Annotated in this window: 23 protein-coding genes and 2 pseudogenes; 19 read left to right on the top strand and 6 right to left on the bottom strand. The window is 64.3% G+C overall.

Going from position 1 to position 22,005, the window contains the following annotated elements:
* Positions 1 to 19: 19 nt before the first annotated feature.
* Both FOY51_RS26065 and FOY51_RS26060 read left to right on the top strand, forming a co-directional pair.
* Entirely contained in the window at positions 20 to 430 is a 411-nt protein-coding gene (locus FOY51_RS26065; protein ID WP_149433182.1) for a hypothetical protein, read from the top strand.
* Between the two features lie 807 nt (positions 431 to 1,237).
* On the top strand, positions 1,238 to 1,738 hold the full coding sequence (locus FOY51_RS26060) for a helix-turn-helix domain-containing protein (RefSeq protein ID WP_149433181.1): 501 nt from the start codon (positions 1,238 to 1,240) through the stop codon (positions 1,736 to 1,738).
* Here FOY51_RS26060 and FOY51_RS26055 read toward each other — a convergent pair.
* The gene (locus tag FOY51_RS26055) at positions 1,719 to 2,933 is read right to left on the bottom strand and encodes an IS481 family transposase (protein ID WP_353961391.1); all 1,215 of its coding nucleotides are present in this window, start codon (positions 2,931 to 2,933) and stop codon (positions 1,719 to 1,721) included. The two genes, FOY51_RS26060 and FOY51_RS26055, sit on opposite strands and share 20 nt — an antisense overlap.
* A 138-nt stretch (positions 2,934 to 3,071) precedes the next feature.
* Between FOY51_RS26055 and FOY51_RS26050 the strand changes: the two genes are divergently transcribed.
* Together FOY51_RS26050 and FOY51_RS26045 are read left to right on the top strand one after the other, a co-directional pair.
* Positions 3,072 to 3,323 (top strand): hypothetical protein, encoded by a 252-nt coding sequence (locus FOY51_RS26050; RefSeq protein ID WP_353961392.1) that lies wholly within the window; start codon positions 3,072 to 3,074, stop codon positions 3,321 to 3,323.
* Positions 3,314 to 3,583: a hypothetical protein gene (locus tag FOY51_RS26045; RefSeq protein ID WP_149433180.1), complete on the top strand. Its 270-nt coding sequence runs from the start codon at positions 3,314 to 3,316 to the stop codon at positions 3,581 to 3,583. The genes FOY51_RS26050 and FOY51_RS26045 overlap by 10 nt, the downstream gene beginning before the upstream one ends.
* Here FOY51_RS26045 and FOY51_RS28075 read toward each other — a convergent pair.
* A pseudogene (locus FOY51_RS28075) lies at positions 3,560 to 3,682 on the bottom strand (FAD-binding oxidoreductase); the annotation flags it as partial. The gene FOY51_RS26045 and the pseudogene FOY51_RS28075 sit on opposite strands and share 24 nt — an antisense overlap.
* A 157-nt stretch (positions 3,683 to 3,839) precedes the next feature.
* A pseudogene (locus FOY51_RS28070) lies at positions 3,840 to 4,166 on the bottom strand (globin domain-containing protein); the annotation flags it as partial.
* 1,707 nt (positions 4,167 to 5,873) lie between these two features.
* Between FOY51_RS28070 and FOY51_RS26035 the strand changes: the two are divergent.
* The 11 genes from FOY51_RS26035 (at position 5,874) to FOY51_RS25985 (ending at position 17,227) form a co-directional block, all read left to right on the top strand.
* A complete protein-coding gene (locus tag FOY51_RS26035; protein ID WP_290367927.1) occupies positions 5,874 to 9,773 on the top strand; it encodes a Pls/PosA family non-ribosomal peptide synthetase in 3,900 nt (1,299 codons plus the stop codon).
* Positions 9,773 to 10,492 carry a BPL-N domain-containing protein gene (locus tag FOY51_RS26030; protein ID WP_235916775.1) on the top strand — a complete coding sequence of 240 codons (720 nt, stop codon included), beginning with the start codon at positions 9,773 to 9,775 and terminating at the stop codon, positions 10,490 to 10,492. Before FOY51_RS26035 ends, FOY51_RS26030 begins: the two co-directional genes overlap by 1 nt.
* The gene (locus FOY51_RS26025) at positions 10,492 to 11,802 is read left to right on the top strand and encodes a heparan-alpha-glucosaminide N-acetyltransferase domain-containing protein (protein ID WP_149433177.1); all 1,311 of its coding nucleotides are present in this window, start codon (positions 10,492 to 10,494) and stop codon (positions 11,800 to 11,802) included. Before FOY51_RS26030 ends, FOY51_RS26025 begins: the two co-directional genes overlap by 1 nt.
* The gene (locus tag FOY51_RS26020; protein ID WP_149433176.1) at positions 11,799 to 12,665 is read left to right on the top strand and encodes a sensor domain-containing diguanylate cyclase; all 867 of its coding nucleotides are present in this window, start codon (positions 11,799 to 11,801) and stop codon (positions 12,663 to 12,665) included. Before FOY51_RS26025 ends, FOY51_RS26020 begins: the two co-directional genes overlap by 4 nt.
* Entirely contained in the window at positions 12,662 to 13,483 is an 822-nt protein-coding gene (locus FOY51_RS26015; protein WP_235916773.1) for a BPL-N domain-containing protein, read from the top strand. Before FOY51_RS26020 ends, FOY51_RS26015 begins: the two co-directional genes overlap by 4 nt.
* A gap of 138 nt (positions 13,484 to 13,621) precedes the next feature.
* Entirely contained in the window at positions 13,622 to 14,131 is a 510-nt protein-coding gene (locus FOY51_RS26010) for a PAS domain S-box protein (RefSeq protein WP_149433175.1), read from the top strand.
* 4 nt (positions 14,132 to 14,135) lie between these two features.
* Entirely contained in the window at positions 14,136 to 14,459 is a 324-nt protein-coding gene (locus tag FOY51_RS26005; RefSeq protein ID WP_149433174.1) for a hypothetical protein, read from the top strand.
* A gap of 11 nt (positions 14,460 to 14,470) precedes the next feature.
* On the top strand, positions 14,471 to 15,118 hold the full coding sequence (locus FOY51_RS26000) for an ANTAR domain-containing protein (RefSeq protein WP_371830492.1): 648 nt from the start codon (positions 14,471 to 14,473) through the stop codon (positions 15,116 to 15,118).
* 170 nt (positions 15,119 to 15,288) lie between these two features.
* The gene (locus tag FOY51_RS25995; RefSeq protein WP_149433200.1) at positions 15,289 to 15,753 is read left to right on the top strand and encodes an FHA domain-containing protein; all 465 of its coding nucleotides are present in this window, start codon (positions 15,289 to 15,291) and stop codon (positions 15,751 to 15,753) included.
* A gap of 678 nt (positions 15,754 to 16,431) precedes the next feature.
* Positions 16,432 to 16,659 carry a PAS domain-containing protein gene (locus FOY51_RS28065; protein WP_187776480.1) on the top strand — a complete coding sequence of 76 codons (228 nt, stop codon included), beginning with the start codon at positions 16,432 to 16,434 and terminating at the stop codon, positions 16,657 to 16,659.
* Positions 16,660 to 17,023: 364 nt separating this feature from the next.
* Complete coding sequence (locus tag FOY51_RS25985; RefSeq protein WP_149433172.1) at positions 17,024 to 17,227, top strand: hypothetical protein; 204 nt, start codon at positions 17,024 to 17,026, stop codon at positions 17,225 to 17,227.
* A gap of 49 nt (positions 17,228 to 17,276) precedes the next feature.
* Here the strand turns inward: FOY51_RS25985 and FOY51_RS25980 are convergent, their stop codons facing one another.
* Together FOY51_RS25980 and FOY51_RS25975 are read right to left on the bottom strand one after the other, a co-directional pair.
* Complete coding sequence (locus FOY51_RS25980) at positions 17,277 to 17,759, bottom strand: SRPBCC family protein (protein WP_149433171.1); 483 nt, start codon at positions 17,757 to 17,759, stop codon at positions 17,277 to 17,279.
* Positions 17,756 to 18,079 (bottom strand): ArsR/SmtB family transcription factor, encoded by a 324-nt coding sequence (locus FOY51_RS25975; protein WP_149433170.1) that lies wholly within the window; start codon positions 18,077 to 18,079, stop codon positions 17,756 to 17,758. Before FOY51_RS25975 ends, FOY51_RS25980 begins: the two co-directional genes overlap by 4 nt.
* Positions 18,080 to 18,194: 115 nt before the next feature.
* Here FOY51_RS25975 and FOY51_RS25970 point away from each other — a divergent pair, with 115 nt between their 5' ends.
* The 3 genes from FOY51_RS25970 (at position 18,195) to FOY51_RS27885 (ending at position 20,114) form a co-directional block, all read left to right on the top strand.
* On the top strand, positions 18,195 to 18,572 hold the full coding sequence (locus tag FOY51_RS25970) for a globin family protein (RefSeq protein WP_214633158.1): 378 nt from the start codon (positions 18,195 to 18,197) through the stop codon (positions 18,570 to 18,572).
* A gap of 182 nt (positions 18,573 to 18,754) precedes the next feature.
* On the top strand, positions 18,755 to 18,976 hold the full coding sequence (locus FOY51_RS25965; RefSeq protein WP_149433169.1) for an antibiotic biosynthesis monooxygenase: 222 nt from the start codon (positions 18,755 to 18,757) through the stop codon (positions 18,974 to 18,976).
* A 1,015-nt stretch (positions 18,977 to 19,991) separates the two neighbouring features.
* Positions 19,992 to 20,114, top strand: coding sequence for a hypothetical protein (locus tag FOY51_RS27885; protein WP_290367925.1), 123 nt, complete (start codon positions 19,992 to 19,994; stop codon positions 20,112 to 20,114).
* A 64-nt stretch (positions 20,115 to 20,178) separates the two neighbouring features.
* On the opposite strand, the gene FOY51_RS25960 is transcribed toward FOY51_RS27885, so the two are convergent.
* Positions 20,179 to 20,862, bottom strand: a complete 684-nt coding sequence (locus tag FOY51_RS25960) for a type 1 glutamine amidotransferase domain-containing protein (protein WP_149433168.1) — start codon at positions 20,860 to 20,862, stop codon at positions 20,179 to 20,181.
* 347 nt (positions 20,863 to 21,209) lie between these two features.
* Between FOY51_RS25960 and FOY51_RS25955 the strand changes: the two genes are divergently transcribed.
* Positions 21,210 to 21,599: a PE family protein gene (locus FOY51_RS25955; protein ID WP_149433167.1), complete on the top strand. Its 390-nt coding sequence runs from the start codon at positions 21,210 to 21,212 to the stop codon at positions 21,597 to 21,599.
* Positions 21,600 to 22,005 lie beyond the last annotated feature (406 nt).

Below are 22,005 nucleotides of genomic sequence, written 5' to 3'. Positions count from 1 at the left end.
CCGAAACGAGGTTCGCGAGATGAACACCACAGACACCACCAGTCGCGGCGTCGCCACGCCACTCTCGGAAAACACCACCCCGCGAGGAGGGCCGGCCGTCCTCGACATCGGCGGCGATATCGGTGCATTGGTCGTGATCGTGCCCGACGAGCTGGCCGGTACCGAGATCGAGATCAGCCCGATCGACGCCGCCCAGTCACGCACCCATACCGGGGTGCATCCGCGCGAGTTCCGGACCGGATCCCGACTGGTGGCCCTGTTCCCAGCTCTGCACTGCGGGGACTACCAACTCTGGCACCCCCACGATGACACTCTCCTCGCCACCGCGCACGTCGTCGGCGATCACGTCACCCAGCTCGACCTCTCACACGTGGTAGCCGAACGTGCACATACCGGCGACCCTGAGCATCACGTCCACACCCACCACTGAATGCGCGGCAAACCCCAAGACGCGCTACCCATGATCGCTCGAACGGCAGCGATGGGGAACCCGTTCACCGGCGGCGCAGTACAGGACTCACAGATGAGTCAGATAGCAGGTACGCCCGTAATCGACAGCCCACCGAAATTACCGAACAGGGCACCGATGACGACCAAGAGGCCGCCGAACTCAGTCAAACCCATTGCGTTCTCCTTGCTCTCCGCGTGCACTTACGACACTACGACGTATCGAGTTTCGCGGCCCGTAATAACCCGATACGAATGTCTGCCGCCCCGACAGGAGCGCGTTTTTACCAGGTGCACCGTGAATCCCGGCTCCGCCGTCCTCGACGACAGATCATTGTTGTCCGCTCGACCCGCTCGACCGTTGCGGGCTCCGGTAGCGGGTCTTCGAAACCGGTCTGTCGCGTTCGGACCGCTTCTGCTCACTATCAAGCACAGTGTCAGGTTCACAACAGAATTACGCATGCGATTGCCGGAATCATCACCCGGTGCAACAATTTCGGACTTGCCATGGCGCACGCAACGCCAGCCGCGCCCGCCGTTCCCACGGTGTCTGTCGCCGACTACGGCCAGTCGTACTGGCTGTTCCCTCAACGGTGAAACCTCGGTGCATTTCGAGTGTTTCGATGGTCCGTGACCGGGTATGACGTCGGTCGGCTGGTCCGTCGTCGCGACGCTGGTGAAAAACGTGCGCAACAACAGTGACGAGCTGATCGAGCCCGCCTCCGACAACTAAACCTTGGTTCGAAAGTTTCGAAAGCGTGTTACTATTCGTTCGAATAAGGAGGTTGCCATGACTGCCCAGGCACTGGAACAGCAGACATTCTTGCCAGAAAAGTCCGACGAATTGGCACAGGTCGTCAGCTTCCTCGCGATTCATGAAGCAAAGCACGGCAACACGATTGAGCCTCGATACGTGCTGGTTGGTGCCGACGAGCATGATCAGGTCGTTGTCCCAGCATCCGTGCACCGGATACTCAAGCAAGTCGTGGATGCGATGGAGGCGGGGCGTGCTGTCACTGTCGCGCCGCAGAGCACAACGCTGACGACTCAGCAAGCGGCCGATCTGCTGGGTGTGAGCCGGCCGACTGTGAAGCGGCTTATCGACATCGGTGATCTACCCGCGGAGCGGGTCGGCACTCGGCACAAACTGCTGCTGACCGATGTCCTCGATTACCGCAAGAAGCGACGCACCCGGCAGTACGAGGCACTGGCTGAAACATCGATCGACCTCCTCGACGAGAATGTGATGTCCCACGTCATGGCTGACACATTTAGCTGGTGTCATCGCTGACACTTCTAGTGTGTCTGCCCGGGTTGGGTTCGGCAGGTTTTCGGGGCCCGTACGGGTGGGCGGCGGGTTGGTCGATCCGGCTTGGGTCGGCGGTGAGTTCGCGGACGAGGCGGTTTCCACTGAAGATCGCGATGTGGTTGCCGTCCTTGATGATGTCGACGACGTGCCCGCACCATTGCCGCCCGACGTGGACGTTGAACGGCGACACCAAGACTCTGCCGGTCGTGTCGACGCTCTTACGGAGGTGTTCGACGGGTGCGGGTATCGGCCGCGCTGCGGGGCGGGCTTTCGGGGTCGCGGCGAATGCTTCGGCGGGGGTGTGACCACCGAGGCTGCGGTGCGGCCGTTGATGGTTGTAGTAGTGGCGAAACTCGTCGAGAAGCTCATTGAGTTCCTGCACCGTCTGCGGCGGGTCCTCGCGGGCATCGAGCCAGCGTTTGAGGGTTTGCCAGAATCGTTCGATCTTGCCGCAGGTCTGCGGGTGATACGGGCTCGAATTGATCGTCCGCACACCGAGAGCGCGCAGGTTCGCTTCGAACGCGGCCACGAAACGGTGCCGCCGACCGGTGTAGACGTAGCCGTTGTCGGTCAACGACATCGCCGGAATGCCACACTCCCCGATAGCGGAAGTCATTGTCGCCCAGGTCAGTTCGGCGGTGCCATCACCGGCGTCGGCGAGTAGGCCCGGCACATACCGGGAATGATCGTCGAGCGTGCCGGCGATCGCGACCTTCGTCCCGTCGCGTAGATGCCACGATGTCCAGTCCGATTGCCAGCACTCGTTGGGTCGGGCGTAGACGAAGCGGCGCAGTGAGCTTTTCGGTCGTTTGCGTGGTTGGTCGACGATCATCCCGTGGCGTTTGAGGATCCGCCAGATCGTCGTGCGAGACGGAATCTGATCGGTCGACAGCTCGGTACCGCGCTGCAGCGACCACTGGATCGACTGTGGTCCGCAATCCGCGCCGCCGTCGGCGAGCTCTTTGCGTCGCCGCAGCACTACCTCCTCGACCGCTGCCGGGGTCTGCCCGGGTGCCGAGCGTGGGCGCCGCGATCTATCGGCCAACCCCTCGATTCCGTCGGCCTTGAATCGTCGCCGCCATTTGTTGAACGTTTCCCGGCTGATTCCCTGCTCGCGACAAAACGCTGCCACGTTCGGAATCTGACCGGCCATCGCGGTCGCTGCCCGAAGATCCATCGCTGTCACCTTCTGCACCATGGATCAACGATCCACAGCAACGACTCAGGTGTCAGCCATGACGTGAGACATCACCTGTCAGCGATGTCCCGAAACAGAACATTTGTGCTTTGGCCCAGTCTCCAACGCGATTTCCTTTTGTCGCTGGCGGTCGAGAATCTGTACCGGCCGCTCTGGTCGGACGCCATTCTCGACGAGCTGGAATACCACGAGGCGAGCAAGCTTGTCGATCGCGGCGCAGATCCCGAGCAGGCAGCGATCGACGCTGCACGACTGCTGAACGTGATGCGGGAGGCGTTCGACGACGCCATTGTTGAGCATGGGGAACCGCTTGACGGCACGTTCGGCCTTCCGGATGTCGACGACGAGCATAGATACGGGTGGTCGTAGCGGTTGAACGGCATCCGCACCCCGTGGAAGAGATGCACCCGCGGGCCGACAGAGCGGGTGGCCCACCGCTGGTCGAGGTGGTCGAGGACCGCGCGCAGCGGCGCGTACCCGGTGCCGCCGGCCACCAGCAGCAGCTCACCGTCCTGGTCGAGGCCTTGGTCGTGCAGGGTGAGGCTGTCACCGATGGGGGCCCCGATGCGGACGGTGTCTCCGACGGCGACGGTGCGCGCCAGCGCGGGGCTGACCTGCCCACCGGCTAGGATCCGCACGTTCAGCTGCATCGACCCGTCGGGGCGGGGCGCGTTGGCCGGCGAGTAGGAGCGCCACAGCCGCGACCGCTGCGGTATCTGGAGCGCCATCGATTGCCCGGGCACGAAACGGATAGGGCTCGCCCGGTCGTATTTCGAGAACGCCGACATCGAGGGTGCGACGCTCGGTGAACAGCACCTGCGCCTCCCACCACGGTGGCGTGCACTCGTCGGCGTCTTCGGCGGCGACGACCATGATCTTCGCGATGACGCCGTAAGCGTCAGCCCAGTCCTCGGCCAGATCGTCGGTCCAGGCGGCGCCGAGAAAGTACTGCAGCGTCGCCAACAGCGACGCCCCGGCCGCCGGGTAGTGGGCGGCGATCACGTCGAAGCGGCGATGATCATGGCCGAGTTGGCGCAGGAACGCGGTGTCGGTCCCGATCCGGTCGACGTCGGCGACGATCGCGCCCAACGCGGTGAAGAACCGGTCACGTTGAGCGGTCATCGAGATCGGGAACATCTCCCGCACCTCGGGGTGGGTCAGGAACAGATGCGAGTAGAAGTACTGGACGGCGTCGTCGCCGACCTTCTCCACATCGCGCCAACTCGATTGCAACCGTGCGCTATCCACCACTCACCCCCGACCTGCTGTGCCCGACAGCATACGGTGTGGGCGAGCTCGACAAGGTCACAACGCCGACATCGGTCGACCCGCATCGTGCACCGCGAGTACGGCCTGGCCGAGTCGCGTCCCTCCGGATCGCGCCCGGTCGGATGGCGACCGATGCCGACCGCGGCGATCAGACCGGTCGCCGTGCTGCCACTGCCGGTGTTGTGGCAGTCGTTGCATTCGATCAGCTGGGCGCTCTCGATATCGTGAATATCGACATCTCACGGATGTCGTCACCCTCGCGTTCCAGGTTCCCGGGGCCGCACTGCGCGCGATCGAGGCGGACAAGGGAATCTCGATAATATCGTTGTGCTGGTGGCTCGAATCGGTAACCCAGCGTCCGGTGAGGCTCATGACACAGCCTTTTGAGATGGCCTGGCCCCGCTCGTCGAAGGCCGACACGGCATCGACGATCGCACCGATGACACCGCCGATCGCGGTTCCGGCCACCACCACCTGCGGCAACGAGCAGGATCGCGACGGCCACAATCAGCAGACAGAGCGCTGCACCGATGCCGAAGGTGGCCAGGACGGCGCTGCGCACAGCCGAGTAATCGCGCGATCCGCGATCCGATTTCGCGGTGCGGGTTGGGCTGGCCGGTGTCCGAGTCCACGGTGGTCTCGGCAGGTCCACCGCCCAGTGCGTCCCGGGTGCGGATCTCCTGGACGTCGAGTCAACCGATCGTCGGTGCGAGCAACGTCAGGCTCGGACCACCGAGATTGAAGGTCCAGTCGTTGTCGTGGAACGGTGGGATGCCACTGTTCTTTCCCACACAGCACGCATCCGGACATGGTGATGGTGCGCGGATGTGCACGCGCAGCCGATCGAACCAGGTACCGCACAGCCAACGAGCGAAAGCGTGCTTCGAGGGCCATCGACCGTAAATTGCTCGTGTGCGGGTGCCTCTGTATCCGACTGTCGGGTCCAGAACTGCGCCGATTTTCGCGCAATGTTCTGGTTTGCTGGATATTTCCTCAGCGAATTTTGCTGTCTACTGACGTTGGCGCTGCCGACGTCCATTCGGCCGGACATCAAGTTGTTTCGAAATGCGTACTGTGCGGTTTGGTCTGGTGCGACCGTATTGGCTAGTGCACACGCGCGCCGGATTGCGAACCTGAGGTTTGTTTAGCTCGCCGATTCCCGGCGAACGTCCGGTTAATTCGCTGTAGCGGGCAATGCACTGACTAGTTTTGCTACGCACTCGGGGTTGACGGGATAGGGGGCACCTTCATAACGTGCGAATTACGACGGTAACGATTTGATTTCGTTTGGGAGGCGAAGGGGGATTCTGCGCGGATGACCGATCGCGGATCGGGGGGGTCGCTCGCCAGGTCTTGCGCATGTTGCTTGCGCAGGAGCCATGCGTCTCCACGGCAACGCTTTTCACCGTTTCGTGGACAACATGATGCGGCTGCACGTTGTTGGCGAGCCTCAGCCGTTAACTGGACGAATGCCCAGACGGGCTCGCGTCGTTGAACTGCACATCGAGTGCTTTGAGCAAAGGATCGAGGATATGGGGGCTTGCAATGGGGGATTCGTCAGAAGTCGTATGGGGGATTGACCGGGGTGGAAGTGTCGATAACGGCACCGGGGCTCGTGCCATCGATGGTGCGTCCCGTCTGCTCAATCATGTGTTCGAGGGGTCGTGTGATCGGTCGCCCGGGTCGGTGGCGCTCGAGTGTGGGTCGGTGCGGTTGACCTACCGCGAGCTCGACGAGCGGGCCAATCGGTTGGCTCATCACCTGATCGACCGCGGGATCGGTGTCGGCACTCGGGTCGCTGTGCTGTTGCGCAGGTCCGTCGATACCTATGTTGCGATCCTCGGCGTCCTGAAAGCGGGCGCTGCGTTCGTACCGATCGATCCGGAGAGTCCGATCGAACGTATCGACTACATCACCTCGGACTCGGATGTCGATCTGGTGGTGACATCGGTGTCGTTCCGCGGCCCGCTGGCGACGTTGGGCCGAGCCTGGCTCGAGATCGACACCGAAGCGTTCGACGACTATCCCGATGAACGGCCGATACTGACCGGCGGTGCGGCGGCGACCGACCCAGCCTGTTACGTGATCTACACATCCGGCTCGACGGGGAGGCCGAAGGGTGTCGAAGTGTCGCAGTCGAGCATCTGCAACTTCCTCGAAGTCGTACCGGAAATCTACGACGTGCGCCCGACCGATCGGGTGTATCAGGGGATGACCATCTCGTTCGACTTCTCGATCGAGGAGATCTGGCCGACCTGGGCGCGCGGCGCCACCCTGGTCGCGGGTCCCACGGATCACGGGCGCCTCGGCGCCGACCTGGCGAACTTCCTCGATGGCGCTGCGATCACCGTGCTCTATTGCGTACCTACACTTTTGGCGACAATTCCGCGCGACCTGTCAGGGCTACGCAGCATCCTGGTCGGCGGTGAGGCATGTCCTCGGGAACTGGTCGATCGCTGGAGTCGGCCGGGGCGCCGCATCCTCAACACATACGGTCCCACCGAGGCGACGGTCACCGCAACCTGGTGCGAACTGTTGCCGGGCCGACCGGTCACCATCGGCGAACCGCTGCCGACATATTCGGTGGTGTTGCTCGACGAGCGGCGCACACCAGTTCCCGACGGTGAGGTGGGTGAGATCTGCATCGGCGGTCCTGGGGTGGCCCGCGGCTACGTCGGGCGCCCGGATCTGACCGCCGACCGCTTTATCGAGCACCTCCTCGCACCCAATGGCGGCAAGCTCTATCGCACCGGCGACCTCGGCAGGATCACCGCCGACGGCGAGATCGAATATTTGGGCCGCGCCGACAGCGAGGTCAAGATCCGCGGACACCGGATCGACCTGGGCGAGATCGAAAGCGTCATCCTCGAAGACGACGACGTGGCCGTCTGCGTGGTCGCGCGCGTCGGTGCGGTCGGCGGCGAGGAACTGGCCAGTTATCTCGAACTGCGTGCCGGAACGGCCCGCCACGTCGACGACGAGGCGGTGATCGCCCGCGTCCAGGACGAGCTGCGTGCCCGACTACCGGGCTATATGGTCCCGGCCTTCCTCGACGTCCTCGACGCATTACCCACCATGCCCAGCGGCAAGGTCGACCGCAAACAACTGCCGGCACCGACCGGTCGTCGCCTGCCTGCCTCGACCGCCCCGATCGTGGCGGTCGAGGGAAAGCTCGAACGCGAACTCCGGACGGTGTGGTCACGGGTGCTCGGACTCGAACCGGAGCGGGTGTCGGTCGAGGCGGACTTCTTCACCGATCTCGGCGGTCATTCGCTGGCGGCGGCGCGCCTGATCTCGGCGCTTCGCGAATCCGAACTGCAGCCATCCGCCGGTATCCGTGATCTCTACGAACACCCCACGATCCGCTCGCTGGCGCACTCGTACACCGGAGCGGACGGGTCCTCCGCCTATGCCGAGGTGCCGGTCTCGGATCGTCCGGAACCGTTGCGGCACAACGACGGTCGGGTTGCCCGGGCCGGAACCGTGCAGGCGGTGTTTCTGCTGCTGGTGCTGCTGGTGGTGACGCTGCCGGTGTCGATCGTCTACAGCCGCCACCACGGGCAACCATCGGTTCGGGTGCTGGCCGAACTGCTGATCGCCACGATTCCCACATATCTCGGGGTGCGGTGGCTGCTGCCGATCCTGCTGGTGCGACCGCTCTCGCGGGGTATCGGTGCGGGCCGGTACCCGTTGTGGGGTTCGACGTATCTGCGATTGTGGATGATCGACCATCTCCTGATGCTCTCGCCGTTACCGGTGTTGAGCGGCTCGCCGATGCAGGCCCCGTTCCTGCGGGCGCTCGGCGCGCGCATCGGCCGCGACACCGACATCGGCACCAGCGCGATCTCGCTGCCGGCGTTGATCCGGATCGGTGACGGTGTGTCGGTCGGCTATCACGCGGACCTGCGGGCGTGGCGGGTCGAGCACGGCTGGGTCGTCGTCGCGCCGGTGATCATCGACGACCATGCCTTCGTTGGGTCGAGCTGTGTGCTCGAACCGGGTGCGAGTGTGGGGGCCGGTGCGATGCTGGCCGAGCAATCGGTGGTCTCGGCCGGTCGGCGGATTCCGGGCGGCACCCGGTGGGCCGGGTCACCGTCGCGTCCGGTGGCCACGCTCACCGCCTCGGTCGAGCAGATGATGGCTGCGGGAGCGGCGCGGCAATGGTCACCCGCACTGTTGGTGTCCTCGGCCGCAGCGGTGGCGGTGTTGGAGGTGGTGGCGATCGCGACCATCGTGCCCGCGCTGGTGCTGGTGTGGGCGGTGTTGCTCGAGTACGGGATGATCGCAGCCCTGCTCGCAACGCTGCCGTCCGGAACGGTGTACGTCCTCACCGTCTGCGGTGTGGTCGCGGCGGGCAAGCATCTCGTTCTACCGGCGTTGCCGTCGGGTGTCTTCGACGCGCACTCCAGGCTCGGTATCCGAAAGTGGATGGCCGACAAGTTGTTCGAGATGAGCCTGACCTACACCAATTCGCTATACGCCACCCTCTATACCGCACCGTGGCTACGGCTGTTGGGGGCGAGGGTCGGTCGTGGTGCCGAAGTGTCGACCGCCGCGCACATCGATCCGTCGCTGCTGCACATCGGCGACGAGAGCTTCGTGGCGGACATGGCGTCCGTCGGCGGATCCACCTTCGCCAACGGACGGATGGCGTTCGAGGCCACCGAGGTCGGGGTCCGATCCTTCGTCGGCAACGCCGCGTTCGTGCCCGCCGGCACCCGAACCGGGGACGGGTCGCTGGTCGGCGTGTTGACCGTGCCCCCGGCCGGTGGTGTCCCGGCGGACACCTCGTGGCTCGGCTCGCCGGCGATGTTCCTCCCGGCGCGGCAGGACAGCGGCGACTACGCCGAAGCGCAGACGTTCCACCCCGGCCGTCGGGTGATCGGGCACCGGCTGATCATCGAATATTTCCGAATCACCCTGCCCGCCACCGTGATCGGGGTGAGCATGTATTTCTATCTGCTCGGTCTCTCGCAGTTCGCGCGCACCACCGACCTGGTGACCACGATCGTGGTCGCACCGCTGCTCGCGATCGGCACCGCCCTCGGCGTGGTGCTCTACGTGTCGGCGGTCAAACGCAATGTCGCCGGCGTCTACCGGCCGCGGGTCGAGCCGCTGTGGGCTACGTTCGTGCGTCGCTCCGAGTTTGCCACCGGACTCTACGAGGCGGCCGCGGTTCCAGTGCTGCTCAACCAGCTGTTGGGGACCCCGTACCTGGCGCCGCTGCTGCGTGGATTCGGCGCCGACATCGGCAAACGCACCTGGATCGGCACCACCTATCTGACCGAGTTCGACCTCGTCCGCATCGGCGACGACGTGGCGATCGGCACCGAGGTGTCGCTGCAGACGCACCTCTTCGAAGACCGGGTGATGAAGATGTCGCAGGTCACCATCGACAACGGTGCCACCGTCGGATCCCGGTCGATCGTGCTCTACGACGCCTCCGTCGGCGACGACGCCACACTGGATTCGTTGTCGCTGTTGATGAAGGGCGAACAGCTACCCCCCGACACCCACTGGTGCGGCATCCCCGCGCAGGCGGTGCGGTGATGGCGGGGACCGAGGTGATGGCACGGACCGAGCCGAGGGTACGGACCGAGTCCGGCGGTCTGGCGTTGGTCTACCGCGGCCCGGCCGCCCTGCCTGGTTGCCCGGAATCGGTTGCGGAGTTACTGCTGGCGAGCCACCGGAACTTCGACGTCGGGTTCGTCGGCCCCTCCGAAGAGCGTGACTTGACCGCCGACACGCTGCGTACCGCGACACTCTACGCACAGCCCGGTGGCTCGACGCTGCGTCGGGCATGGCGGGCGATGGCCTCCCATCGGGAGGACCTGCGCGAGTACGTGCACTCCGGTGGTCGCTACCTCGGCTTCTGCCTCGGCGCCTACCTGGCCGGGCGCACCCCAGGGTTCGGGTTGCTGCCAGGCGACACCGATCAGTACATCCGCACCCCGGGCGCCACCGTCGACTCCACCCGGCCGGCGATCGTCGACGTGAGCTGGCGTGGCACCCCTGAGACACTGTACTTCCAGGACGGTGCCACCGTCGTCCTCGACGAACCGGGCGAGAATGAGGACGTGGATGTGCTCGCTCGCTACCGCAACGGCGAGATCGCCGCGTTGGCACACCGATTCGGTTCCGGCCGGGTCGCCGTGGTCGGGCCGCACCCGGAGGCGACCTCCGACTGGTTCGCCGACTCCGGGCTGCGTGATCACACCGACCCCGCGATGCGCGTCGGATTCGACCTGATCGACGCGGTGATGCGCTGATGGGAGCCACCACCACGTCCAAGGTGACCGGGACGGTGCTCACGCCCGCTACCGCGAAGCCGGCGCGGCTGAGCGGTATTGACATCACCCGCGGCCTTGCCGTCGTCGGGATGATCGCGATCCACTCGCTCGACGAATTCGACGACAGCGGTCAGCCGACGCTGAGCTTCACTCTCTTCGCGGGTCGGGCCGCGGCGATGTTCGCGGTGCTGGCCGGGGTCAGCATCTCGTTCATCGTGGGCCGAAAACAGCTCGTCGACGGACCGCACGCCCGCGGGAAGGTCGCCGCCCTAATCGCCCGCGCGGCATCGATCGGTATCATCGGGCTGGCACTCGGGTACACCGACGCCGACTACGGCACCGTGATCCTCCCGTATTACGCGATCATGTTTGTGCTGGCGATCCCGTTGACCCGTCTACGGACCCGGGTACTCGTTCCGCTGACCGCCGTGTTGGCCGTCGCGCTGCCGGTGGCGAGTCAGTGGGTGCGTCCGCACCTGCCGGATCCGTTGGGCACCCAGGCATCGTTCGGTGTGCTGCTGCACAATCCGCTCGGGCTGTTGATCGATCTCACCGTCACCGGCGAATATCCGGCGCTGGTGTGGATGAGCTACGTCTGTGCCGGGATCGTGGTGGGGCGCCTGCCCCTGACCTCGGTGCGGGTGGCCGGCGGGCTGGCCGGACTCGGGCTGATCCTCGCGATCGGATCGTCCACGCTGAGCTGGCTGTTGCTGCACCCACTCGGCGGGATGGCGCACCTTACCGCGAGCGTCGATACCGACACCGCGCAGGATCTGTTGCTCTTCGGCGGCGACGGCGTCGTGCCCACGTCCTCGTGGTGGTGGCTGGCGGTCAACGGTCCACATACCGGTACACCCCTGGATGTGATGGCCACCATCGGCAGCTCCCTCGCCGTCCTCGGCGTGATCCTGCTGCTCGGGCACCTCACCTGGCACCACATCGACCGAGCAGTCGGCCGGGTGCTGGCACCGCTCGCCGCCGTCGGGAGCATGTCGTTGACCGTGTACACGGCGCACATCATGTTCATCAACTCCGACTTCGACATGTACGGTCCGACGTCGGGCTACATCCGGCAACTGGTCTGCATCTTCGCGTTCGCGCTGGCTTGGCGGGCCACCGCCGGCCGCGGCCCCCTCGAAGGCCTTGTCGCCGCGATCACCAAACGCGTCGGGCGACACGTCAACCATCAGGCACACTCCCGGGCATCGGGCCAACGAGACACCGTGCCCGCACGAGACACCGGGCCCGCACGAGACACCGGGCCCGAACAACCCGGTATTCGCCGATGACGGCAGCAGTTCCGGAGTTTCGTGCCATCTTCCGCGACGCCCCCACCGCACTGGCCGTGTGCACCCGCGGCGAGGTCATCGTCGAGGCCAACTCGGCGTTCGCGCAGCTGCTCGGACGCACCGTCGGCGACCTCGCCGATACCGAGCTGCCGGCGTGTGTGCACCCCGGTGATCGACAGATATTGCATGGCGTCTGTGCGAACACCGACATCGCGGCGGCGGGCGCCGAACGGCGGGTGCGGATCGTGCATCCGGACGGTAGCGAACACCCGGTCACGGTGACCGCGTCGATCACGACCGAGGCGGGTGTCGCGGTCGGTTGCATCTTGCGCCTCGACGACGCCAGCACAGGCCCCGTGCGCGAGGCGGCGCCGACATCATCACCGAACCATCCTGCGACCGGTCTGCCCGATCGCCGCACCTTCCTCGACCGCTGCCGACGGACAACGGGCGAGGGCAACCTCATCGGCACCCAAACGGCGGTGACGGTCGTCGCCGTGCAGGACTTCACCACGATCGAGACCCGCTTCGGTCGCCTCGTCGCCGAGGCCGTCGCCATCGAAATGGCACGACGAGTGACCGGAACCTTCCATAGGGTCGCCTCCGGCGACACCGGCACGACGGCGTGCGTCGCGGCGGGCACATTCGCGGTGGTGTCGGAGAACACCACGTTGGCGAAGGCCGTCCTCGTGGCAGAGCGGCTGCGACGAGAAACCGCCCGACCCATCCACCTCACCCGCCGGCCGCTGCAATGCGCGACGTCCGTCGTGGTCTCCACAATCACCGACAACGACGATCCTGCCACCCTGCTCGCGGCGATGATCCGTGACACCCTCGACCACCCCTCCACGAGTCTGCAATGAAACACCAGCCCGCGCAACGGCACGCCCGGCAGCCTCGAAAGCTGACGCGGCGCCGGTTCCTGATCGGCGGTGCTGGCATCGTCGGGGCCGGTGCTGTCATCGGCATCACCACGGAGCATTACCTCGACCGGCTCGACAACCGTCCTGTGGCGCTGGTCTACCGCGGCCCGGCATCCTGTGCTGGATGTTCGGAGGCCGTCGCCCACCTGCTGCAGACGCACCCGACCCCGTTTCGGGCCGTGTTCTGCGGGCCGGACGAAGACACCCCGCTGACGGCGGCGAGCCTCGCGAAGGCAGTTGTCTACGCCCAACCCGGCGGCGGAACCCTCTCCCCGGCCTGGCGCAAAATGCGTGCCCACGCGCACGACCTACGCACCTGGGTGCACGGCGGTGGACACTATCTCGGCTTCTGCCTTGGCGGCTATCTGGCCGGCTCGTCGCCCGGCTTCGGACTCGTGCCCGGCGGCATCGGACGCTACATCGACTCCGACGAGGCCACCGTGCACAACACCGATGACACCGTCATCCCCATCCGGTGGCGACACCAGCAGCGGCACATGTTCTTCCAGGATGGCCCGACCTTCCCGGACGCCACCCACACCGCGACGACGGTGCTGGCCCGCTACGACAACGACCTTCCCGCCGCACTCGTCGCCACCTACGGGGCGGGTCGCGTCGGGGTAGTCGGACCACACCCGGAGGCCGACCTGACCTGGTACACCGGTATCGGCCTCACCAACCCGGACGGCATCCGCTACGACCTCGGCCACGACCTCATCGCAGCAACGATTCACCGCCCCGCAGCCACACCGTCATGACGACCCCGTCATCGTCACCACGCCCCCCGCGACGCCCACAGCCTCGCCCCACCCGCATCACCGAAGTCGGACCGTGCACGACGCCGACCGTCACGTCAGAGAAACGGTCCTGTCTTGTGCCGTTGGAAGGGAAGAGAAATGATCAGCACAACCGGCAGCAGCAGATACGCGGGCGTCGATGCCGCAGCGGAGCGTCGGGCGGCACCACCGCAGACCCCGCTCGGCTACCTCGAAGGTTTACCGACCACCTTGATTCTCGATCGGTTCCCGGTGCCGATTCTCGCGGTACAGAAGGACGGACTCGTCGTCTACGTCAACGCCGCGTTCGCCGACATGCTCGGCTACCGGTGTGTCGAGTTGATCGACCGCCCTGCCGGGCGGATTCTCGCCGACCCCGCACATGCGGATGCTGGCATCGCGGGCTTGCGAGGCCGCTCGTCGAGTGCGGTCGTCGATCTGCGCCACCACGACGGCTGGACGGTCCACGCTCTGGTGAGCAGCTCGGCGCTGGTACGGGCCGACGACCCGGTGGCATTGGTCGCCGTTCACGACGTCACCGAACAACTATGGGCGCGAACGACGTTCGAACTGCATCCCGGCTGGTCGGAAGGCTGTCGCCGACCAGCCGGGCCGGGCGAGGACGGGTGAGCACATGGGTACCGCGCACCTTGTAGCCGAGTTCGTCGGCTCCACCTATCAGAGCGGCCATTACGCCCACTGGCCCCTGGACCGGCAACTCGTCGCGTTCCTCGCCAACGGTCGTAACACGACATGGGTCCTGGGCGACGACGCGGCCTACAAGACGCTTTACGACGACATCCTGACCGGTCAGCGACAACTGCTCTCCGGTGGTGAACCGCTGCGTCAGCCCGCACCCCTGCACCAGATCAGCCGGTTCACCGGCCCCCGGCACGACGGGTACGACGCGGTCGATGAGCGGCATGTGCGCGCCGAATACGGTCGGCCGAGCAGATGAAGACAGAGCACGTGAACATAGACGAAGCCGGGCTCGACCGAATCATCGGCGCCGGAATCCCGCAGCGGGTCGGTGTTTTCCGGTTCTACCTCGACGGCCAGCGGTGGGAGTGGTCCGACGCCGTGGCAGGCAAACACGGCTCCCGGCCCGGTGCCGCGCACCCGAGCCCAAAACTGTTGCTCTCGCACAAACATCCCGACGACAGGCCAGCGGTCCCTGCCCTACTCGACAAGGTGCGCGACGGTGCACCGTTCAGTAGCCGGCACCGCATCATCGACACCGCCGGCCACACGCACCTTGTGGTCGTGGTCGCGGACCGGATGCTCTCCGCGGCCGGGGAACTGCTCGGCACCGCCGGGTTCTACGTCGACATCACCGACGGGGTCCAGGCCGACCTGCAGGTAGCCATCGACGAGGCGATCGCAGAGATCACCGAGTCCCGCGCCGCAATCGAGCAGGCCAAGGGTGCGTTGATGCTGACCTACAACATCTCTGCCGACCGGGCATTCGATGTCCTCGCATGGCGCTCGCAGCAGACGAACCTCAAGGTCCGCGACCTCGCACAACGAATCCTTCACGACATGACTGAGGTCGACATCGCGGCCGACGCACGGTCGGCGATGGACCTCGTCCTGCTCAGGAACCCGGAGCCACCCTAGAACGCGGCACACGCTCTGGCGGGCCCCGTCTGCCCCGTTGTGCCGATAGGCAACTTCACCACCCGAGATCGGCTGGTCATTACACGCTGCACGCAACGCGCACGCCTGGGGCGTCAGTCTTTACCCGACCCGGCATCGCGCCGGAGGAGACCATCTTGATCGACAAGAATATGATCGACAAAGACGAGCCGTTGCCCGACCACGAAGACTCGAGACAGGCCACGGATCAGCTTCTCACCGACGTCCCCGACGAATATCCCGACTCGGCCCCCGAAGAGGCGTCACCAATCGCGACCGGTTCGCTCCCGCGCGGTGCGGGGCTCGTTGTCGTCAACCGCGGACCGAACCGCGGCGCGAAGTTCCTGCTCGACCGGCCGGTCACCAGCGTCGGCAGGCATGTCGACAGCGACATCTACCTCGACGACGTGACCGTCAGCCGCCGCCATGCCGAATTCCGCCGCGACGGGCACCAGTTCCTCATCGCCGATGTCGGCAGCCTCAACGGCACCTACCGCAACGGGGAATCCATCGACACCGCACCCCTGACGGACGGCGACGAGATCCTGATCGGGAAATTCCGGCTCACCTTCCTCGGCCACCCCTTCTGCATCACCACCGGAATACCGAATGCATAGCCGGTAGCCAATCGCACCGGTTTGCCAGCGATCGCCTCTCTCCTGCCGAGTGGGTCACCCTCGTACTACACGTGACCTTCGACGTTCTCTTCGCCGTTTACAGATCCGCCCGTCCCGATCCGCTACACCTGGTCCGCCGACTTGCCCGATCCAGCGGCTTGGACTCGACCTCTCCGCCGAGATCCATTCGGCGTAGTCGGTGGCTGTCGCGTCCTAAGCCGCCCGAGTGGTGCGCAGAAAGTTGGGTTCGTCCACGATCGAGCACTGTACTGGGCGTGTGTCCTGCGGAGAATCAAACCACGCAACGGCGGCCAGATCGCCGTGCACTGATCTCGATGGCCCCAGACAAACTTGACAAGACTCACCCCACGGCTGCTCTCGACCATGTCATCGGACGGTTCGCAGATCACCGCTGTCCAACGCGACCAATGCTTGAACTCTGGTGGGTGACGTGCCGAAATATGTATCAGCACCTGTACGTTCCCGGTAGCCATCCGATTTCGTCAGATCTCACTCATCAGCGAACGGAAACTGCAGCTCACACGGTATCGGACGTTCCCAAATCGAGCTATGTCCGTTTCGAGGAGTACTTCGCCGCACTGATGGCCAGCGGCGTAAGGGTTTCCACCCAGTCTCCCTTGACGGATTGCCGACCACGTTGGTTCTGGATCGGTTCCGGTGCCGGTCCTCGCAATCCACCGCGAGGGGTTCGTCGTCTACGCCAACGCCGCATTCGCGGACATGCTCGGATACCGGTGCGTGGATCTGACCGATATCTGTGCCGATCGGCTCCTGACTGACCCGGGTCCTGTCAGTGCACACTCCCGGGTGCATGCTTGCGGGGACAGTCCGCGCCGGTGGTCGATCTCCGCCATCACGACGGATGGACGGTACACACGCTGGTGAGCACGTCAGCGTTGGTGCGTGCCGACTACCCGGTGGCGTTGGTCGCAGTTCACGATGTGACCGAACAACTCTGGGCCCACACGGCGTTCGAGCTGTCGACTGCCCTACTGCGGCGCAGACGATCAGTTCGAAGAGTTGGTCATCGGTGATGCCAGCCTTCTTTGCCGTCGCGAAGTCCGCGTCACCTGCGCAGGGTTGGTTAGCCACTTTGTCGAGCAACGGGTGAAGCGCTTCGGGAAGTTATGAGTTGTCGAAGTCCTAGCCCCGTTGCTCCTCCAGAACACTGCCGAGTCCACGCAGAATGCGATTCACAAGATCTCGGTGGATGGATCGCTTGTTGTCTTCAGGTTGCATCGTCGTTCCGATGGATCCGTTGGCTGAGCACAGCTTGCTCGGCGGGTTTGGCAGTGAGGTCAAGGGCACGCCGGTCAGTTGCGCGTGCGTCATTCGCGCGGTCCAAGGTCCGCAGCAGGTCGGCACGGATCCTGTGGTAGCAGGGGTAGCGATCGAGGACGCTCGCCGAGGCCGTCGACGTCAGCGCGCGGCGGCTTCCGGCTTGGCGGTGTAGCTCGCTGGAGCACGGCGATCGGCTTCGATGGAGGGCTGATCGCGGGTATTCAGCTGCTCTCTGCGAACAGGGCCGCGTATCGGTCGAGGTAGAGCGGCCAGCCGGCGTCGCCGCCGATGCCGTCGGTGACGGATTCCCATCCTGGACCGTGTCGGTCGATATTGCGGTGGACGAGGTCGACTCGAGTGCGCTCGGTGCCGTCGGCCACGAAGGTCACTTCGACCTCGCTGGCGTTGCCCGGGTCGGTGACGATCTGCCAGGTCGGGCCGATATCCCAGCTGAACACCACACGGGTCGGCGGCTCGTACGCGAGGATCCTCGCCCACCTGCACTCGCTGCCGTCGATGCCCCGATCGTAGATGTGGCCGCCGACGCGCGGTTCGAAGCGTGTCTCGGCGATCGCCACCGGGAGCAGGTTGTGCTCGGCGGGTTTGAAGTCGCCGAATCGTTGCGTGAAGACGGCGAACGCTTTCTCGATGGACGCCGGAACCACGATCTGCTGGTGCACCTCGGTAGCGGTTGGATTCGTCATGTGCTCTCCTCGGTAGATCGATCGATTGCTTCGCCATAGCCGGTCAGGGTCCTGCGCCAGAAGGTGTCGAGTTGATCGCGCAGCGCGGCCACGCCCGCCGGGTCGAGTCGGTAGATCCGTTTCGTTCCCGCGGCGCGCTCGACGACGACTCCAGCGTCCTTCAACATCTTGAGGTGCTGGGATACGGCAGGCCGGCTCACGGGAAGCCGGCCGGCCAACTCGCTGACGGCGAGTGGCCCCGCCGCGAGCTCCATCACGATCGCCCGTCTGGTGCGATCACCGATGATGCTCCACTCGTCGTCGGTTTGGTAAGTCTCCACGAACGGTAAGTTATCGCTTAAGCTGCGTTCAGGTCAATAGACGATGCTTGGCTCATCGGGGCTACTTGCAGACCGATACGACTCGGTGCACTGACGTTGATGAGGAGTTGTTCTTATGCCCACTCTGTTCGAGTTCGCCGGCGGTGAGGAACCGATCCACCGGCTCGAAGACACCTTCTTTGCCCGGGTGCTGGAGGATCCGTTGCTGCAACCGCTCTTCGGTGCGGGAAAACCCGAGCACGTCGATGTCCTTCGGCGGCCCCGACCGGTTCACCCGCGAGTTGGGTTTCGCGCACCTGATCGACGTGCATCGTGGAGTGTGCATCACCGAGCAGCAACGACGACGGTTCTCGAGTTCTACATGGCCGCATTGGACGACAGCGACCTACCCGCAATTTCGCGAGTCGGTCCGCGAGCACGTCGAGTTCGGGACCAGAGTCGCGATGCAGAACTCGAACGCCACCACCGACGACGAGCTACATCCGTTGCATGAGGTGCCACGCTGGACCTGGCCCGGCGACGATCCCGATACAGCGTGTGCAGGAACCGATCCCAATGCCTCAGATTGGCTTTCGGTGCGCCATACGCGACATTTGTCAACAACTTCCGATGCGATCCGGCCGACCAGGACGAGATTGTTCGCCTGAACATCGACATCGTCGAGCGAGTCGCTGTATGTTCCCGGGATTAGTCTCGGCAACGGTGCATGGCAGCGTCGATGGGACGCGGGTCATCAACTGCCTGCGATGGGAATCGGCTGAACAACTCGCCGCGTTGCAGCGATCGCCGGAATTCCAGCAGATCGCGCGCGGCTTCGCCGGCCTCATCGAGTTCGACCCGCGCCAGTGTGAGGTCGTCCATGTGGCCAATGCCGCTCGGATAGAAGATGACTCGTGAGAGGCTCGAATCCTGCTGGCAGGCCTTGCGTCGCGCAAGTTGAGCTATCTCGTGAGGTTGGTGCCAGGGTCGCAAGGGCACTCGGCTGGTTGGCGTCTTGCCCTTGAAACCGCGCCGCTGTTTTATTCTGCGTTTATTCTGCGCGTGAACGCAAGTCTGTCTACGACGGGATCTGAGGATCCCGACAAGATATTGAGAATCAGTCGCCGACACGAAGCTGAGAAGCCGCAGGCCGACCAATCGCTCTACCGACATCTTCGATGAATTCCTACAGATCTTGTAGGTTGGGACTGCCCCCACTTTGGAGGAACGAATCCTCACAGATCAGACGTCAACCAAACCGGGGGCAGTCCCAAGCGCCGATTTCCGTATCCCGGCACAACACAAGTCGTTACCTACGCAGTGCTCAACTTTCACGTTCCGCCGACTCTGACGATGCGACAGAGCCGCGACTGGCTCGAAACAGTGCTCGCCGGCCGTGACGAGATCCCCAAATACATGCGGCGCAACTCCCGCTGCGCCCCGCTCGCCGACCTGTATCGATACTTCACGGCCGGCGTAGAGCGGGAATGGGCGCTGGATCGAAGGTGTGAATTGGACATGCTTCGGCGCGTACTGCACGTATGCCGACCGGATGCGCAATTCGACTGTCCAACGTCGTGGACCGACCATGTAATGCAGGGTCAACGGCTGCTACCGGACCACTGGACTATCCCGGTCCTCGACAACCGCACAGACCTAGCAGGCTCAAATGAAGGTATTGCGCCGAAGGAGTGGGGAGCGTGGGGAGCAAGTGAATATTGCCAGTACAGGGCCGATATTTCGCTCCCCACCGGCCCGCATTTCGGTCCGATTTGGTGACTGAACAATGTTTGAAAGACGCATGACTGAGCGTCCCGAAGGCCGATCAGACCTTCATCCGAGAGCACAATCTTGCTGGATCGCTATGGGAATCTATCGGCGCTTATGGCGAAATGCCCATAGTCCGTCCTGACCACTGGGCGACAGCCAGATCATGTTCCTCGACCGGGACGACATCCTCAACCTCTACCTCGTCACGAACCTGCCGCTACCCGACGCCGCTCTGCCGGAGATCTCCGGGCCATGGGCGGCCATGGCCGCCGAACCACCCTTCTGAACCCGGCCTGCCCGCTCAACGACGGCACGCCGGGTCGGTCACTTTGTTGCTGGGCCGAGCCGAGTCAAAGGCGAGCGGCGACCTTCCTGGCGGTCTCCTTGGCTGATCCTGGGTTTTGACCGGTGACGAGGTTGCCGTCGACGACTGCGTAGGAGACGAACGGGAGCTTGGCCTTCTCGTAGAGGGCGCCGCGCTCCTTGGCCATCTTTTCGGCGTTGTACGGCACGAGCTTGTCCACTCTGGCGAGCACCTCTTCCTGCCACGCAAACCCGGTCATCTTCTTGCCGGCTATTAGGTAGGAACCGTCGGAGAGCTTGGTGTTGAGAAGACCGCAGTAGCCGTGACATACGGAGGAGACGATGTCGCCGCGCTCGTAGATCTCGCGCGTGATGCGCTGGAGGCCTGCGCTGTCGGGGAAGTCGTACATGACGGCGTGGCCACCGGTGAAGAAGATGGCGTCGTAGTCGGCGGAGTCGACCTGTTCGGGGCTGAGGGTGCTCTCCAGGAGCGCCATCCTGGCGGGATCGTTGCGCCAAGCCTTGGCCGTCTTGTCGTAGTTGGGGAACTTCAGTGCCCGCGGCTCCAAGGGCACCGCGCCACCGGCGGGGCTGACGAGTGTCTGCTCGAAGCCGTGTTCGTCGAAGACGTGCCAGGCATGAGTGAGTTCGGACAGCCACAGGCCCGTGGGGTGTCCGGGATCGTCGTAGTGCCCCACATTGGTGACCACGTTCAGGATGCGTTTGCTCATTCCTGGCCTCTTTCTCGTAGGTGGGCTACTGCAGAGCCGTCTTCAGTGCGTCGATCGCAACCACGGTCTCGACACGTCCCGCAATCCGTTACAGATAAACCCGGGAAGGATCCTGTCATGAGCATATGTTCGAGAAGTTCAGAGAACCGGACAGTTGAGCGCGCACCGAGGTGGTGCGCGAGGTGAGCGTGATCAGCAGCATTCTTGGAGTAGGACTGCCGTCGGTCGCGCTTGGATGGGCTGTGGCTTGGCCGGTACTCACACGGCGTCGTGACAGGCAAGAGGCTGTCAGAGAACGGGAACGAAATCGCCGAGATCGCGCGAGGGCTCAGGTTCATCGGTTAGCAGTGGACGCGGCAGGAACTACATCGCTTTCGGTTTTGAAGAGTGTCGAGGACAGTCTGGAGCAGTTACGTGTGGAGGGGCTGCTACCGGAGGAAGAATTCGTCAGACTGAGGTCGGCGATCGCGTCTTGGTTGTTTTACCTTGTTGCAAACGATGGCGATGCTATGGCCGATCATGCGCAACCAGCTATTACGGGCATCGTTCCTGCCGGTGCTGATGAAGTAAGTGTGCGGGCCGCAGCGCAGATGAACGCAACTGCGGAGGACTTTCTCACGAAATTCAGAGCCGGTATGCATCAGTTTCGTCGGCACGCGTCACATATCGACCGGATTGGTGCCGTAGATGAGCCCCGCCGGCATATCCCGGGCACGGAGGAAGGCAACAACCATTAGGACCACGACTCTCACGGTTCGGTGGCAAGGCTGAACCCCGGGCCCAGAAGTGAACACGTATTCTGACGGTCACGCTTGTTTGACAAGTAGATCTATGTATGGGCGGTAGGATCTGAAACGGTTGATGCCGAGCCTCAGCTCGACTTACTTGGCCAACTCCGGCGGGCTGGCGTGCGAGTGGTCCACGGTGGCCATGACCGATGACTGTCACGGCACACGGTATGGAAGCTCCGGTCGATGTCGCGGTTAGAGTGTGGCCCGGGCGGGTTACGCCGAGCATGATTCCCCGTGCGAGGGTTAGATCCACACCCCAGACACTTCTCGTGGCAGAGAGTGCCCCTTCAGCGGTGGTTACCGCGGCACTCGCCGGCGACTTCGATCTGGTTCTCAGTGCACCTTCACTGGT

The organism is Antrihabitans cavernicola, from assembly GCF_008297975.1.
Lineage (GTDB): Bacteria > Actinomycetota > Actinomycetes > Mycobacteriales > Mycobacteriaceae > Antrihabitans > Antrihabitans cavernicola.
Note: the sequence above shows the minus strand (reverse complement) of the source record. Positions and strands in the feature narration are given on the sequence as shown.

Bases quoted from the DNA above. Each gene is read 5' to 3' on its own strand.
- FOY51_RS26065 (WP_149433182.1), top strand. From the start codon at position 20: ATGAACACCACAGACACCACCAGTCGCGGCGTCGCCACGCCACTCTCG.
- FOY51_RS26060 (WP_149433181.1), top strand. From the start codon at position 1,238: ATGACTGCCCAGGCACTGGAACAGCAGACATTCTTGCCAGAAAAGTCC.
- FOY51_RS26055 (WP_353961391.1), bottom strand. From the start codon at position 2,933: ATGGATCTTCGGGCAGCGACCGCGATGGCCGGTCAGATTCCGAACGTG.
- FOY51_RS26030 (WP_235916775.1), top strand. From the start codon at position 9,773: ATGGCGGGGACCGAGGTGATGGCACGGACCGAGCCGAGGGTACGGACC.
- FOY51_RS26025 (WP_149433177.1), top strand. From the start codon at position 10,492: ATGGGAGCCACCACCACGTCCAAGGTGACCGGGACGGTGCTCACGCCC.
- FOY51_RS26020 (WP_149433176.1), top strand. From the start codon at position 11,799: ATGACGGCAGCAGTTCCGGAGTTTCGTGCCATCTTCCGCGACGCCCCC.
- FOY51_RS26015 (WP_235916773.1), top strand. From the start codon at position 12,662: ATGAAACACCAGCCCGCGCAACGGCACGCCCGGCAGCCTCGAAAGCTG.
- FOY51_RS26010 (WP_149433175.1), top strand. From the start codon at position 13,622: ATGATCAGCACAACCGGCAGCAGCAGATACGCGGGCGTCGATGCCGCA.
- FOY51_RS26005 (WP_149433174.1), top strand. From the start codon at position 14,136: ATGGGTACCGCGCACCTTGTAGCCGAGTTCGTCGGCTCCACCTATCAG.
- FOY51_RS25995 (WP_149433200.1), top strand. From the start codon at position 15,289: ATGATCGACAAAGACGAGCCGTTGCCCGACCACGAAGACTCGAGACAG.
- FOY51_RS25985 (WP_149433172.1), top strand. From the start codon at position 17,024: ATGGATCCGTTGGCTGAGCACAGCTTGCTCGGCGGGTTTGGCAGTGAG.
- FOY51_RS25980 (WP_149433171.1), bottom strand. From the start codon at position 17,759: ATGACGAATCCAACCGCTACCGAGGTGCACCAGCAGATCGTGGTTCCG.
- FOY51_RS25970 (WP_214633158.1), top strand. From the start codon at position 18,195: ATGCCCACTCTGTTCGAGTTCGCCGGCGGTGAGGAACCGATCCACCGG.
- FOY51_RS25965 (WP_149433169.1), top strand. From the start codon at position 18,755: ATGTTCCCGGGATTAGTCTCGGCAACGGTGCATGGCAGCGTCGATGGG.
- FOY51_RS27885 (WP_290367925.1), top strand. From the start codon at position 19,992: ATGTTCCTCGACCGGGACGACATCCTCAACCTCTACCTCGTCACGAAC.
- FOY51_RS25960 (WP_149433168.1), bottom strand. From the start codon at position 20,862: ATGAGCAAACGCATCCTGAACGTGGTCACCAATGTGGGGCACTACGAC.